Annotated in this window: 9 protein-coding genes and 1 pseudogene; 2 read left to right on the top strand and 8 right to left on the bottom strand. The window is 35.0% G+C overall.

The window, feature by feature from the left end:
- Positions 1-299: 299 nt before the first annotated feature.
- The 5 genes from AC4BB2_RS05160 to glgB all read right to left on the bottom strand — a co-directional run bounded on the left by AC4BB2_RS05160 (position 300) and on the right by glgB (position 7,832).
- Positions 300-2,117, bottom strand: a complete 1,818-nt coding sequence (locus AC4BB2_RS05160) for a glycoside hydrolase family 13 protein (RefSeq protein ID WP_490474361.1) — start codon at positions 2,115-2,117, stop codon at positions 300-302.
- 16 nt (positions 2,118-2,133) lie between these two features.
- A complete protein-coding gene (glgA, locus tag AC4BB2_RS05155) occupies positions 2,134-3,573 on the bottom strand; it encodes a glycogen synthase GlgA (protein ID WP_490474360.1) in 1,440 nt (479 codons plus the stop codon).
- Positions 3,570-4,724 carry a glucose-1-phosphate adenylyltransferase subunit GlgD gene (gene glgD / locus AC4BB2_RS05150; protein ID WP_490474359.1) on the bottom strand — a complete coding sequence of 385 codons (1,155 nt, stop codon included), beginning with the start codon at positions 4,722-4,724 and terminating at the stop codon, positions 3,570-3,572. The genes glgA and glgD overlap by 4 nt, the downstream gene beginning before the upstream one ends.
- Positions 4,714-5,856, bottom strand: a complete 1,143-nt coding sequence (locus AC4BB2_RS05145; protein WP_490474358.1) for a glucose-1-phosphate adenylyltransferase — start codon at positions 5,854-5,856, stop codon at positions 4,714-4,716. The genes glgD and AC4BB2_RS05145 overlap by 11 nt, the downstream gene beginning before the upstream one ends.
- 77 nt (positions 5,857-5,933) lie before the next feature.
- Positions 5,934-7,832, bottom strand: a complete 1,899-nt coding sequence (gene glgB / locus AC4BB2_RS05140; RefSeq protein ID WP_490474357.1) for a 1,4-alpha-glucan branching protein GlgB — start codon at positions 7,830-7,832, stop codon at positions 5,934-5,936.
- Between the two features lie 392 nt (positions 7,833-8,224).
- Here glgB and AC4BB2_RS05135 point away from each other — a divergent pair.
- Positions 8,225-8,380, top strand: a pseudogene (locus AC4BB2_RS05135) (SDR family oxidoreductase); the annotation flags it as partial.
- A 106-nt stretch (positions 8,381-8,486) separates the two neighbouring features.
- On the opposite strand, the gene alaS reads toward AC4BB2_RS05135, so the two are convergent.
- Positions 8,487-11,126, bottom strand: a complete 2,640-nt coding sequence (gene alaS, locus AC4BB2_RS05130) for an alanine--tRNA ligase (protein WP_490474356.1) — start codon at positions 11,124-11,126, stop codon at positions 8,487-8,489.
- 326 nt (positions 11,127-11,452) lie between these two features.
- Positions 11,453-12,559, bottom strand: coding sequence for a DUF7278 family profilin-like fold-containing protein (locus AC4BB2_RS05125; RefSeq protein ID WP_490474355.1), 1,107 nt, complete (start codon positions 12,557-12,559; stop codon positions 11,453-11,455).
- Positions 12,560-12,655: 96 nt separating this feature from the next.
- Here AC4BB2_RS05125 and AC4BB2_RS05120 point away from each other — a divergent pair, with 96 nt between their 5' ends.
- Positions 12,656-13,090 carry a GNAT family N-acetyltransferase gene (locus tag AC4BB2_RS05120; RefSeq protein WP_490474354.1) on the top strand — a complete coding sequence of 145 codons (435 nt, stop codon included), beginning with the start codon at positions 12,656-12,658 and terminating at the stop codon, positions 13,088-13,090.
- A 28-nt stretch (positions 13,091-13,118) separates the two neighbouring features.
- Here AC4BB2_RS05120 and AC4BB2_RS05115 read toward each other — a convergent pair whose 3' ends face one another.
- Entirely contained in the window at positions 13,119-14,471 is a 1,353-nt protein-coding gene (locus AC4BB2_RS05115; protein WP_490474353.1) for a DEAD/DEAH box helicase, read from the bottom strand.
- Positions 14,472-14,540 lie beyond the last annotated feature (69 nt).

The raw sequence follows: 14,540 nt of genomic DNA, 5'->3' as shown, positions 1-14,540 counted from the left end.
TATTGAATCTGATTGTAAAATCAGCAACGAAAAAAGAGATGAAGATTTCCCTTCATCCCTCAATAATCAATAAATAAAGATTGGTATACAGCAATCTATCAGGTATTTTTTATGAGTTAAGATAGGTATCAAACATAGGTATACTAAAGAAGCCATCAAAAAATGGTCGTTTAATCTTCAGCTATTCATTTCCTTAAGTTAGATACTTACACTCACAAAAACACCTCTATGGCTTTCTTTGGCTATTCATTTCTCCAATAAAGTATACCGCAGATTTTTTTATTGGTCAACAAATGAAACTATAATTTACCAGAAATAAAACAACAGTCGTAAGGAGCAATGGCTAATTTATTTAGAATATTTTCGATTTTTTCATCTGCCATTGGACAATTCTTAGTAAAGTTAAATTCAGTCACGTCGATTTTTTTTATACTGTTTGTTGGATTTAAAACGTATAATGCATAATCGTTGGAATCATAGCGTAAAACCCCAAATAATTTTTCTGTATAAAAAGGAATAAAATCACCATATTTTAATACATCTGTTTTCTTACGAAGATTGATCCAGTGTTTAAACCCTTTTAATATTGTTGAATCTTCATTGTTCCAAGGAAAGTACTTTCTATTTTCTGGGTCTTTGCCTCCTGTCAAACCTGCTTCATCACCATAATAAACGCAAGGAATACCTGGCAAAACAGTCATTAAGGAAACAGCGCTCACGACTTTTGTTTTATCGCCATCCATTATTGTCATTAATCGTTTTGTATCATGAGTACCTAGGTTATTGAGATTGTTATAGAAGATATCGACAGGATAATTTTCTTCTAATGTTGTGAACATTTCAGCTGCCTGTTGAGGAGTCTTTTCTTCTTTCAGCAATGCCAAAATAATCGTGCGAAACGGATAGTTCATCACACCATGCAAGCTATCACCTAATACATATTGTCGACGTTTATCATAGGCTATTTTATTTGATGCATCTTCCCACACTTCTCCAAGTAAAATTTTTTCAGAATACTGATTTAAATTTTGGCGAATCCCTTGGATAAAGAAATCCGGCAGCTCATCAGCAACATCTAAACGCCATCCATCGACCCCAAAACTATTCCACTTTGACAACACGCTACTTGTTTCACCATAAATAAATTCTTGAAATGCTAGATTTTTTTTATCAACTTCTGGTAAATCACCAAATCCCCACCATGATTTATAGATACTCGGATACTCTGTAAACGTAAACCAAGGATAATAAGGACTGTCTGAGTCTCTGAATGCGCCCTTTTTTTCTCCATAACTTCCGTCATAATTAAAATATATGCTGTTCTTACCAACATGATTAAAGACACCGTCTAATATTATATGCATCTCATTTTCGTGTAAAAAATCTACAAGCGATCGAAATTCTGCTTCATCCCCTAAAATACTGTCAATTTCCAAATAATTAGCTGTATCATATCGATGATTACTAATGGATTCAAAAATGGGATTTAAATAAATTGCCGTCACACCTAACTCTTTTAAATAGGGAATTTTCTCAATGATTCCTAAAAAATTGCCTCCTTGAAAATCCCAGCGAACAATCTCACCGTTCTCATTTTTAATATACATCGGCTCATCACTATGACTTCCGTAGATAAATGAGTTTTTCTTCGGATGATTGATTTGATTATGAGGATTGCCATTGTGAAAACGATCAGGAAAAATTTGATAAAACACGGCCTCACGGTACCACGCTGGTGCTTTATCCGCTTTTGAAAAGCACGTTTCTTGATAAGGAACAACTGAATATTCGTCGTCATATAGTTGACCTTCCCCGCTACAAGTCTTTGTTGCACCATAGAAAATAGGTTGATCTCCCTGACGAATCATAAAATAATAAAAATAAAGTCCCTTCCCTTGATCAAATAAATAAGAACAATTATACGAATCATTGATATCACTTGTCATTTTATAATATTCATTTTTATATTGACTATTTTCTTTACGGATGACGAAATAAACTTCCTCGATTGATTCTCCTTGAACAACTATTGAAAAATTGACTTGTGTTTTCTCTTCAACAGCACCGAAAGGTTTTTTGTATTGTTTTAACCACGAATTATAATACACAGTTGTCATTATTTTCACCTACAATTTATGATGATTGAAGTAAATTACGGTATAGATCCAAGTATAGCTGACTTGATTTTTCCCAACTGAAATCTTTTTCCATCGCTGTTTTGATTAAATGATTCCACGTTTTTTGGTCATTCCAATACAAATCAATCGCCATATTCGTACTATACAATAAATAATATGAACTAAAGTCTGAGAAGCCAAATCCAGTTCCTTCTTTGGTAACTGGATTAAATGGAACAACTGTGTCTTTCAATCCACCTACTTCATGTACGATCGGCAATGTGCCATAACGCATCGCAATCATTTGAGACAAGCCACAAGGTTCCGTTGCAGATGGCATCATAAATAGATCCGAACCTGCATATATCAGCTGTGCCAATTCAACATCAAAAGTGATTTTAGCCTTAAACTTATTTGGATAACGTTCAGAAAACGCCCTGAAAGAATTTTCAATTCCAGGATCTCCCGTTCCAAGCAATACTAATTGGACATCATTTTCAAGTAATTTAGCTAGCTCATCCAAAATTAAATTAAATCCTTTTTGAAACGTTAAACGGCTAACAATACCAATCAGTGGAATCTCTTCGACAACAGGTAGACCCATCTTCTCTTGTAAGGTTTGCTTATTTTCCTTTTTTCCTGAAAGATCTTTCACTGAAAAATTTTTAGGAATCAAGTTGTCAGTTTCAGGATTATTCATATCGTAGTCAATCCCATTTAAAATGCCACTTAATTTTGCTTGTTCCAGACGCAAAACACCATCTAAGCCAAAACCAAATTCAGGTGTTTTTATTTCTTCTGCATAGGAAGGGCTAACGGTATTTACTTGATCTGCATACATGATCCCTGTTTTCAAATAATTAACCCCGTCACCGAAACGGGCAGCACCATCATAATATCTATCTAATCCCATTCCAAATAAATCTGGTAGTAAATTTTGATTATACGCTCCTTGAAATTCAATATTGTGGATGGTTAAAATCGTTTTAATTGAACGAAATGATTCAACCCATTGATATTTTTCCTTTAGTAAAAAAGGAATCATCGCCGTATGGAAATCATTGACATGAATAATATCAGGAATAAAATTAATTTTCTCCAGCATTTCGATAATTGCTAATGAAAAGAAGGCAAAGCGCTCTCCGTCATCATCATAACCATAGAGATTTTCACGATCAAAATAATACAAATTTTCAATAAAATAATACGTCACGTTGTTCATTACTAAACGCTTAATTCCACAATATTGATGTCTCCAACCAACGTCTACATAAAAAGTAGTAAGATCCTCACACTGTAATTTAAACGTCTCAGGCATTTTGGTAAAGTAAGGCAAAACAACAGAAAGTTTGGCTCCTTTTTTAGCTAGTTCTTTAGGCAAAGCACCTGCCACATCACCTAACCCGCCTGTTTTGAAAAAAGGAGCACATTCTGCAGAGGCAAATAGTATATTCATGATTCATTTCCTCCAATAACATCTGCTTCAACCACTTGATTTTTTTGAATCACAACAGGATTTTTTGCTGTACCTAAAATTTTAATACCAGCTTTAACAATGACATTTTTGTCTAGTATGGCATATTCGATTACTGCATCTTCTTCAATTTGTGCATTTGACATGATGATCGATCTGTTGACTTTGGCACCTGTTTTGATGATTGTTCTTCTTGAGACTAAACTATTCTCTAATTTCCCTTCAATAATACAACCCGTTGCGCACTGGCTATTTTTTACAATAGAATCTTCTGAATAGTAAGTTGGTACTTCGTTTTTGAGCTTGGTATAAATTTTTTGTTTCGTGTACATCAATGCATTAAATTTTTTTGTCTCTAGCATATCCATATTTGCCTGATAATAAGAAACAACATCGTCAATCTTACTTAAATAGCCTGTATACTCATAAGCTGTGGTTTTTGTACTAGTCAGTTTTTCTTCCAAAAATTCATTAAGGTTGGCAGAACTACCATTGTTTTGACCAATGGCTAATTGATCCATCAACCACTGAGTTTGAACAATATATATATTCATCGAAAGATTCGAATGTTCTTCTTTGTTTACTATTTCCCCAATATCTTGAAGATTCGTAACATTTCCTTCTTGGTCTACCTGAATGATTCTACTATTTGTTGTTACTTTAGCTGTCTCCATCCGTTTGTATACAACAGTTATGTTATTTTTTTGACGTTGATGTGTCTTTAAAACAGCACGTAAATCAATGGAACAAAGCATATTACTGCCCATAAAAACGGTATACTCTGATTCTGATTTCTCAAGATAATCAATGATGGTAGCATAATATGGCAGACCTTCCGCTTTTTGTTTTAAAAAATCTTGATGGAAGTAAACAAAATAACGATTTTGCAAAGAATCTAAATTCCATTCTTTTCCGCCGCCGATATGGTCAAAGACAGAGCGAGTTTCTCCTTCATTGAATACCATAAAAATCGAATGAATGTTTGCGTTGGCAATACTTGAAAGAGGAAAATCAATCAAACGGTATTTACAGTCAAAAGGTAACGTATCCAATGGCCGATTTTCAGTCAGCGGTAATAACCCTTGAAAGCTTGAAGGATTTCCTAAAATAGCACACATTTTTTTAGTCTTCATCTTTTTGCACCCCAATCACTTCAGCATAACCAATGACTTCAATCTCATCATCTTTGTAAATTACTGCATTGTCCCCAATAATCGCATTCTCACCTACAATAGCATTTTTGATTGTAACGTTTTTGCCGATTGTCGCACCAGGCATGATCACACTATTTTCAACCGTTGAACCGATCTTTATTTGCACATCTGTTGAAAGAATACTATTTTCGACCGTCCCAGCTACATAACAGCCGTCGACAATCAATGAATTTTTCACTGAGGCTGTTTCTGTAATAAAATGTGGTGGTGAAATAGTATTTTTTGAAAACATACGCCAGCTTTTATCACGCATATGCAATTTATTTTCCAAACCGATAAATTCCATATTGGCTTCCCATAAGGAATCGATTGTTCCGACATCTTTCCAATACCCGTCAAAGTGATAGGCATAGACATTTTCGTTAGCCTCTAAATAAGCAGGAATCACGTGTTTTCCAAAATCAAGCATTTGACCATCTTTGGAGTAACTATTTAATAAAACACTGCGCAAACGCCCCCAATTAAAAATGTATATCCCCATAGAAGCTAAATTGCTCTTAGGTTCTTCTGGTTTTTCGTCAAACTCAATAATACGATCATTTTCATCTGTATTCATGATTCCAAATCGAGAAGCTTCTTTAAGAGGTACTTCAATTACTGCGACAGTTAAAGACGCATTATTAGCAATATGTTCTTCCAACATCGCTTCATAATTCATTTTATAGATATGATCCCCAGATAAAATCAATACATACTGAGGATTCATTTGATCGATATAAGAAATATTTTGATAAATAGCATGTGCTGTTCCTTCAAACCATTTCTCACCATCTGAACTAGAATAAGGTTGTAGAATCGTTACCCCTGAATCAATACCATCTAATCCCCAGCTTGAACCATTGCCGATATGATTGTTTAAAGCAAGTGGCTGATATTGCGTTACGACTCCAACATTTTTAATTCCTGAATTGATGCAGTTGCTTAATGTAAAATCAATAATGCGATATCTGCCCCCAAAAGGCACTGCAGGTTTAGCGATATTTTTAGTAAGCTTTCCTAGACGAGTTCCTTGTCCTCCAGCCAAAATCATTGCAAGCATTTCTGTTCTCATTTTACTTCGGGTGAACTGCCACCCTGCCCCCTTTCAAAAATACATGTCCTTTATTCATTGATTTTCTCATGCTCCTGCTACTTCTTTTTTGCTCTAGTATTCACTTCTTTAGGTTTTAAAATAATTGCGCCAAGTGCTGGAACAATGGTTTTAATTTGATAATCAAATTGTTTAAAGGGTTCTGTAATTGTTTCACTTATTGGATTTGATTTCATCCATGTTCCTCCAAACTCTTTCATCTCTGTATTAAGTACTTCTTCATATTTTCCTGGAAAAGGGACTCCAATCACAAAGTCTTTTCTCTCTATAGGTAAAAAATTCAATATGATAATTAGGAAATCTTTTTTAGTCTTTCCTTTACGAATAAAACTCAACACAGCTTCTTCATTATTATCCGCATCAATAATTTCAATCGTTTCATTGACATGATCAAATTCCCATAATGCTCGTTCATTTTTATAAAATCCATTAAGGACTTGTGTAAAATGCTGCATGCTATGATTCATCTCATCATTAAGATCAATCCATTCAAGACTTTCTTCCTGTTTCCACTCTAGAAACTGTCCCCACTCACTTCCCATAAATAATAATTTTTTCCCGGGATGAGTCATTAAATAGACATACAAATTACGTAACTGAGCAAATTGTTTATACCGATCGCCCCACATTTTATGCATCAAACTTCTTTTTCCATGAACAACCTCATCATGAGATAATGGTAAAATGTACTTTTCATTCATCATATACATAAAAGAAAACGTAATTAAGCGAAAATTATATTTTCGAAACACCGCATCCATTTCATAAAAACACAACGTATCATTCATCCAGCCAAGATTCCACTTATAATCAAAGCCTAATGCACCACTTTCAATTGTTCCAGTAATTTTAGTTTCTGAGGAACTTTCTTCGGCAATCATAATTATATTTGGATGAGCCACTTTGATAACAGCAATCAGTTTCTGTAAAAAGTGAAATCCAGCCCAATTACGATTGCTTCCATCTTCATTCAGACTCACAGGCCCATCATCGTAATCGAGATAAAGCATATTAGAAACAGCATCTACACGTATACCATCGATGTGAAAGGTTTCGATCCAATATAGCGCACTGGAAATCAGAAAACTTTGTACCTGAGGCTTACTCAAATCAAAATTCAACGAACCCCAACGAATATTTTTAGCCCTAATTTCATCGGTATATTCAAATTGTGCTGTTCCATCAAAATAAGCTAAGGCATCATCATTAATGCAAAAATGTCCTGGTACCCAATCGATGAGAACACCTATATCACTCAAATGGCATTCTTCCACAAAGTCTTGAAAATCCTCTATTGTTCCATAATAAGAGCAAAATGCAAAATAACCAGTCAATTGATATCCCCAAGACATGCCTAAAGGATGTTCCATCAAAGGCATAAATTCAATATGAGAAAAACCCATTTCTTTTACATAAGGAATCAGTGTATCTTTTAACTTTTTAAATGTATAAGGTGTTCCATCTTCTTCACATTTCCATGAACTAGCATGAACTTCATAAATATTTAACGGTCGTTTAGAATAATCAGAACGTTTCTTTCGCCCTTGCCAAAGTCCGTCCTGCCATTTCTTTTCTGCTATTGTATGTATGATGGCAGCATTTTGGGGACGCTTTTCAAAAGTAACAGCGAAGGGATCAATTTTATATACCTCTCTTCCATCTGCTTGCTTTACTAAATATTTATAAAAATCGCCTTCTCTAGGCTCTGTAGAAAAAATTTCCCATACACCCAATTGTTCATTTTTTTTTAAGGATAAGGAACGATCCCATTCATTAAAATCACCAACTAACCAAACTTCTTGTGCATTTGGTGCCCAAACTCGAAAAACATATCCTATTTCCTCTCCTTGAACCATTTGGTGACAGCCAAAATACTGTTGACTATAAAAATTTTCACCTGTTTCAAATCCTTCAATCGAAGCCTTTTTATTTGTCATCTACGTCCCCTCACTCTCACTTGAAATGAAGTTTTTTTAAGGATATATGAAAAAAGTTTCAGAAAATATTTTTTCTTTCTGAATTTTTCAAAAGAAAACACAATAAACTTTCTGAAACTATGTTGATTGTAAACCTCCACAATAATACATAGATATATAAATAGTGAAAATTAATCTAGTGCTTTTGTGAGTATTTAGCTATTCTTTTATTAGATAAAACGTAGTAATTATATACTAAATCTAACAACAAAATGAAAAAAAAGAAAGAAATATCCCTCTGTTTTTCAAATAATCTATTAAGAGAGAGATTATTCAATTACTTGGGATAATTGGTCATTTAAAGGTGTATGCAAATCTTTTACCTTCTAGGATATTGATATTATAAAGACGTTTTCAATATTAATGTGAGAAGTTACATTTACTTATCCAAGTTAGCTTTAAAGTATATGTTAGGACAAAAAGAAGGCAACATTATAAATATCTCTTCTGTTGGTGCCTTAAATGGAGGGCCTGGCATTACAACATATTGTGCATCTAAGTACAATTGACTCGATCGATGGCGGACAAAGCGCATAACCGCAACTTCTATATATAAATAAGCATTAAGAAGTGTAAACGAAAATCGTTCACTTCTTAATGCTTAATTTTTTTATACTAGCTATTCAACCAGTTTGCTACTTCATTTAATGCGTCACTGATTCCAGCTGGATTTTTACCACCTGCTTGAGCCATGTCGGGACGTCCGCCACCGCCACCGCCAACTTTTGGTGCGATTGTTTTAATTAAATCACCAGCTTTTAAGCCTTTTTCATTTGCTGTTTTAGTCATAGCTGCTAATAAGCTGACTTTGTCCTCTTGAGCGGTTGCTAAAACTAGAACATCTGATAATTCTTTTTGTTTCCATTGATCTGCTAATTGACGTAATTGATTCATATCTTTTACGTTCACTTTGGCAGCAATGTAAGTTGTTCCGTTGACTTCCTTGATATCTTTAAAAATGTCCCCTGCTTGTTGATTAGCTAATTTTCCAGCAAGTTGTTCATTTTCTTTTTGTAGATCGCGTAACTGTTGTTGCAACTGTTCTGTTTTTGATACTACTTCTTTCAATTGAGGTGATTTAACAATACCCGCAATTGCTTTTAATTGTTTTTCTTCCTCATTCATTAGTTCATAGGCTTCTTTACTTGTTACAGCTTCGATTCGACGCACGCCAGCACCAATACCTGATTCAGAAACGATTTTGAAAATACCGATGTCTTCTGTATTTTTCACATGGGTTCCCCCACAAAGTTCGATTGAATAGCCGCCAATATTTACGACACGGACTTCTTTACCGTATTTTTCACCGAATAATGCCATTGCTCCCATATTTTTCGCTGTATCGATATCTGTTTCAACCGTTTCAACTGGGATTGCTTCCCAGATTTTTTCGTTAACGATTGCTTCCATTTGAACTAACTCTTCTGGCGTTACTTGACCAAAGTGAGTAAAGTCAAAACGTAAATGTCCTGGTGATACCAGTGAACCTGCTTGGTTCGCATGATCGCCCAAAATATCTTTTAAGGCACGGTGTAATAAGTGAGTTGCTGTATGATTTTTCAAAATACGATTACGCATTTTTTCATCTACATGTAAAGCATAAGTTGCACCTTCAGCTAATTTTCCTGTCACTTGAACCGTGTGTAAAAATTGACCATTTGGTGCTTTTAAAACATTTTCGACATGAGCTACGATTGTGCCATTTTGATCTTTGATTGTTCCGTGATCGGCAACTTGTCCACCCATTTCAGCATAGAAAGGCGTTTCAGCAAAAATTAATTGCGCCGTACCTTCTGAAAGTTCATTGACGATTTCTTCGTCTTTCAAAATAATCAATAATTGGCTTGTTGCTTCTAACTGACTATAACCAACAAATGTACTTTCAACTTTGATGTCAGTTAAAACAGCAGATTGTACCCCCATTGAGGTCTCTTTACTACGAGCAGAACGGGCACGTTCTCTTTGAGCTTCCATTTCTTTTTCAAAGCCAGCATGATCGACTTTTAAGTCTGCATCTTCTGCAACTTCTTCTGTTAATTCAACTGGGAAACCGTATGTGTCATATAATTTAAAGATATCTTTTCCGTTCAATGTATCTTCGTTAGCAGCTTTCACTTTAGTAATCAATTCATTTAAAATATCTAATCCTTCATTGATTGTTTCATGGAAACGTTCTTCTTCTGTACGAACTACTTTTTCAATAAATTCTTTTTGTTGTAAAACTTCTGGATAGTAACTAACCATTACTTCACCAACAACAGGAACTAATTTGTATAAGAATGCTTCATTGATGCCTAGTTTTTTCCCATGCATAACGGCACGACGCAATAAGCGACGCAATACATATCCTCGTCCTTCATTTGAAGGTAAAGCACCATCACCAATAGCAAAAGATAATGCACGAATGTGGTCAGAGATTACCTTAAAAGAAATATCCGTTTGAGGAGATTGTCCATAGGTCACCTGTCCGCTTAATTTTTCAACGGCATGAATGATTGGCATAAATAAATCTGTTTCAAAGTTTGTTGGTGCATTTTGAACGATTGAAACCACACGCTCTAACCCCATACCTGTATCAATATTTTTATGTGGTAATGGTTCGTAGGTATCATCTGCTTGATGATTAAACTCAGAGAAAACCAAATTCCAAATTTCTAAATAACGCTCATTTTCTCCACCAGGATAATTTTCTGGATCATCTTCTGCCACATCATTAAATGACTCTCCACGATCATAGAAGATTTCTGAATCTGGACCACATGGACCTGCACCAATATCCCAGAAGTTATCTTCGATATCAATAATATGATCCGCTGACAAGCCAACTTCTTCACGCCAGATACGCTTTGCTTCTGTATCTTTTGGATAAACTGTTACATATAATTTTTCTGGATCAAACGCCATCCACTCAGGAGAAGTTAAAAATTCCCATGCCCAGTGAATTGCTTCATTTTTAAAGTAATCACCGATTGAAAAGTTACCTAACATTTCAAACATCGTATGATGACGAGCTGTTTTTCCAACATTTTCGATATCGTTCGTACGAATTGATTTTTGAGCATTAGTGATTCTTGGATTTTCAGGAACAACTGACCCATCAAAATATTTTTTCAAGGTTGCAACACCAGAGTTGATCCATAATAACGTTGGATCATTAACAGGAACTAATGATGCACTAGGTTCTACTGAGTGTCCTTTTGATTTGAAGAAGTCTAAATACATTTGACGAACTTGGCTACTTGATAATTGTTTCATTATACGATTCCTACTTTCTAAAATGAGTATTTGTTTTGTGATTTCACCCAACAAAAAAAGCGGCATCATTGCAATACAAGGACGAAAAATCGCGGTACCACCTTGTTTGCAACGAAGTCGCTTGACTATCATTACCTCTTAAACTCTATAACGCAGAGTCGCGTTGATATTTCTATCAAAACTTATTTAAAGGGAGCAATTGCGTTTATGTGTTATTCTTCTTTCAGCAATGAAGAACTTTCTGTAAACATCAAAGAAACGAATCATATCCTTTATATTCCCTACAAATTATAAGGAAAGTTCGAAAAAAAGTCAATGTTTTCCATTTACTTTTCGATTTTAATCACTTTTCTGTAGAGATAATCGGTTGGACTTAACTTTTCCTCAGGTAAAATCATATGATCTGGACTAAAATAAGTAGACAATGGCAACATCTCTTCGATCAAACTATTTTCGGCTGGCGCTTGTTTGATTAATTTTGATGTGGTTGGATTATTGGTTAACTCGTAACGATTTTTTTGATTATCTATCACCAAACCAAACATATTAGAACCATCCATTTTACTTCTTATTTGACGACCAGATTCATTCTCTTGAATCAACAATTCATTTCCCCAACGGAATAAACGACGTGTACCTGCTCCAACAACAAATTCCCATTGATCCTCTGACAATAAACTGAAACCGTCTCTTTTAAGCGCTAATTTGATTTCATCATGCGTGCAGTCTTGATGACTATAAACAAAATAAAAATTAGATTCAGGTATAAATTCAAGATAAAACTCGTTTTTTTCTAAAAGACTTTGAGGAAACGACCAGCTAAGACACTCGGATGCCGAAAGTACCGGGAATAGTTTCTCACAAATCTGTTCTTCAAACGGGGAAAAATCCTCTACTTCCCCTTCAAATGTTCCTGTAACGGTATCAACTATTCCTAAAAACTCAGTTCCCGCTGGCAGGGCATATTTTTGAACAATCATCGCAGGAATCCTAACTTTTCTTAAATCAGTCGTATGATCATTTATATAATCGGAAATACCTTCTAATGAGGATAAATCATAGTTCAATTCTTCCTCGGTCCACTCAGTAACAGGATCAATTGCTTCATTGGTCAATGTTGTTTTAAATGTATTTTTTTCTAGATTATCCACATCAAAGCCTAGTAATTCATGCGCTCGTAAACCTTCTGCACCCAAATCCCAACCAAGAATTGCTTCACTATTTCCTGGTACAAAGACGAACAATTCTCCATCTATTTCAAACTCAAATGTACGACATTTTATCCCATAAAGTTCAAAATCAACTAATTCAATTGTATTGATTTCCATCGTTGGTGGAACAAAGTACATCAATAATTGATGTAGAATCGCTTCTTTTTCAACGTCTTTTAAATTTTTCCAATTTGACCATTCAATTTGTTCAAATAGGTCCAAGTCAAACCCTCCTCGTTTGTTCCCAAAATATCTGCTATGATTAAGTATACCATTGAATGATTCTTTCACTAAGAAAATTAACTGGAGGTTCTTATCATGTATACCCATTTTGGCAATGAACTCTGGCATCAAGCAGCAGCTTTTGCTTTGCGTTACGATGTATTTGTTTTAGAACAAGGAATTTCATTACAAGAGGAATTTGATGCATTTGATACATTTGAGCGGAATTATTTCGTTGTTTATGAAGATTCTCTTGTCATTGCGACAATTCGCTACCAGAAAAAAGATGCTGTTACGATCCAACCTGATCGCTTTTGTGTGAGAAAAGGATATCGTGGAAAAGGTATTGGCAAGCAGTTGCTTTTATTATTAGAAGAAAAGGCCATAGACGAAGGATGCAACTTCAGTGTCTTATCTGCTGAAAAAACAGCTTTGTCTTTCTACGAATCACTAAATTATTCCGTGAACTCTGATGAATATGAAGAGGACGGCATCCTCTGTGTAGAAATGATCAAAAAATTAAGCAGCTAAGACGACTGAGTCATCTAGCTGCTTCTTTTTATTTATAACTATTTTTCTTAGATTTCTTAGCTGTCCGAGTTTGCTGACGGCGTTCAACTTTACGTTTTTGTTTGTTACTAGCTGAAATGGCCCATTCAATTTTCTTTTTGTATCCAGGTTTGATTTTTTTCTTTTTCTTTTTCACCAAACCAATTAAAGTCGGGTCTTCCAAAGCATCTTTGGACTTTTCACGTTTTGTTCGACGGTTACGATCATACGTATCGATCATTTCACCATTTTTGATTTCTTTCGGATGGAACTCAATACCTAATTGTTCCACTTCAGAAATGGCTTCTTCATCGGCTGGCGAGTATAAAGTAATTGCTGTTCCATCTAAGCCATTTCTTCCCGTTCTACCTACACGGTGAATAAAGAAATCTAAATCACTTGGGACTTCAGCATTGATAACATGAGAAACACCTTCGATATCAATTCCTCGCGCCGCTAAATCAGTGGCTACAACATACTGAAATTCAAGATCCTGAACTTGACGCATCACACGTTTTCGTTCTCTTGGAGAAATATCTCCATGAATTTTTGCTACTTTTAAGCCTTGATCTTTTAAGTAATCGGTAATCTCATCCACCCGTTGTTTTGTGTTAGCAAATATAATCACCAGATAAGGATGTCCAATCGTCAATAATTGATAAATCAAGCGATTTTTATCTTTTCCTTTAGTAGAAATCAACCAATTATCAATCGTTTCTGAGATAATATTCTTCGGCTGAATATGCTCAACAACAGGATTTTCCATATACTTCTTCAAGAAAGGTTTTAATTTTTCTGGAATTGTCGCAGAGAAAACTAACATTTGTAGTTTATTAGGCAAACGCCCAGCGATCTGATCTACTTCTTCTAAAAAGCCCATGTCTAATGTCATATCCGCTTCATCTACAACAAAGGCAAACGCGGTATGTGCTTTTAACGCCTGCTCATTCATTAAATCTAAAATTCGCCCTGGCGTTCCAATCACCACATGTGGTTGTTGGTGCTTTAATTTAGCGATTTGACGCTGCTTGTCTGTTCCTCCGACAAAGTTCGTCACACGAATTTCAGGTTGGCTAAATTTAGCGATTTGAATTGCTTCTTGGTAAATTTGATTCGCCAATTCTCTACTAGGTGCCGTGATTAGAATTTGTACTTCATCCAATTGAGGATTTACTTTATTCATCAATGGTAATAAAAATGTATGGGTCTTGCCACTTCCTGTTTGGGATTGACCGATAACACTTTTGCCTTTTTTAATGACAGGAATCAATTTTTCTTGTACTTCTGTTGGTTGTTCGAACCCTTTATCTTCTAGTGCTTCCATGATAAAATCGTTGAACTGAAATTGTTTAAATGAACTCATTTACCTCACCTCTTTCAAACTTGTTGTGTAAGTCCTCATGCATTATACCACAAAAAGCGTAAATCCTTA

It is taken from the genome of Enterococcus sp. AAFC-DPL-5146 (assembly GCF_058216635.1).
Note: the sequence above shows the minus strand (reverse complement) of the source record. Positions and strands in the feature narration are given on the sequence as shown.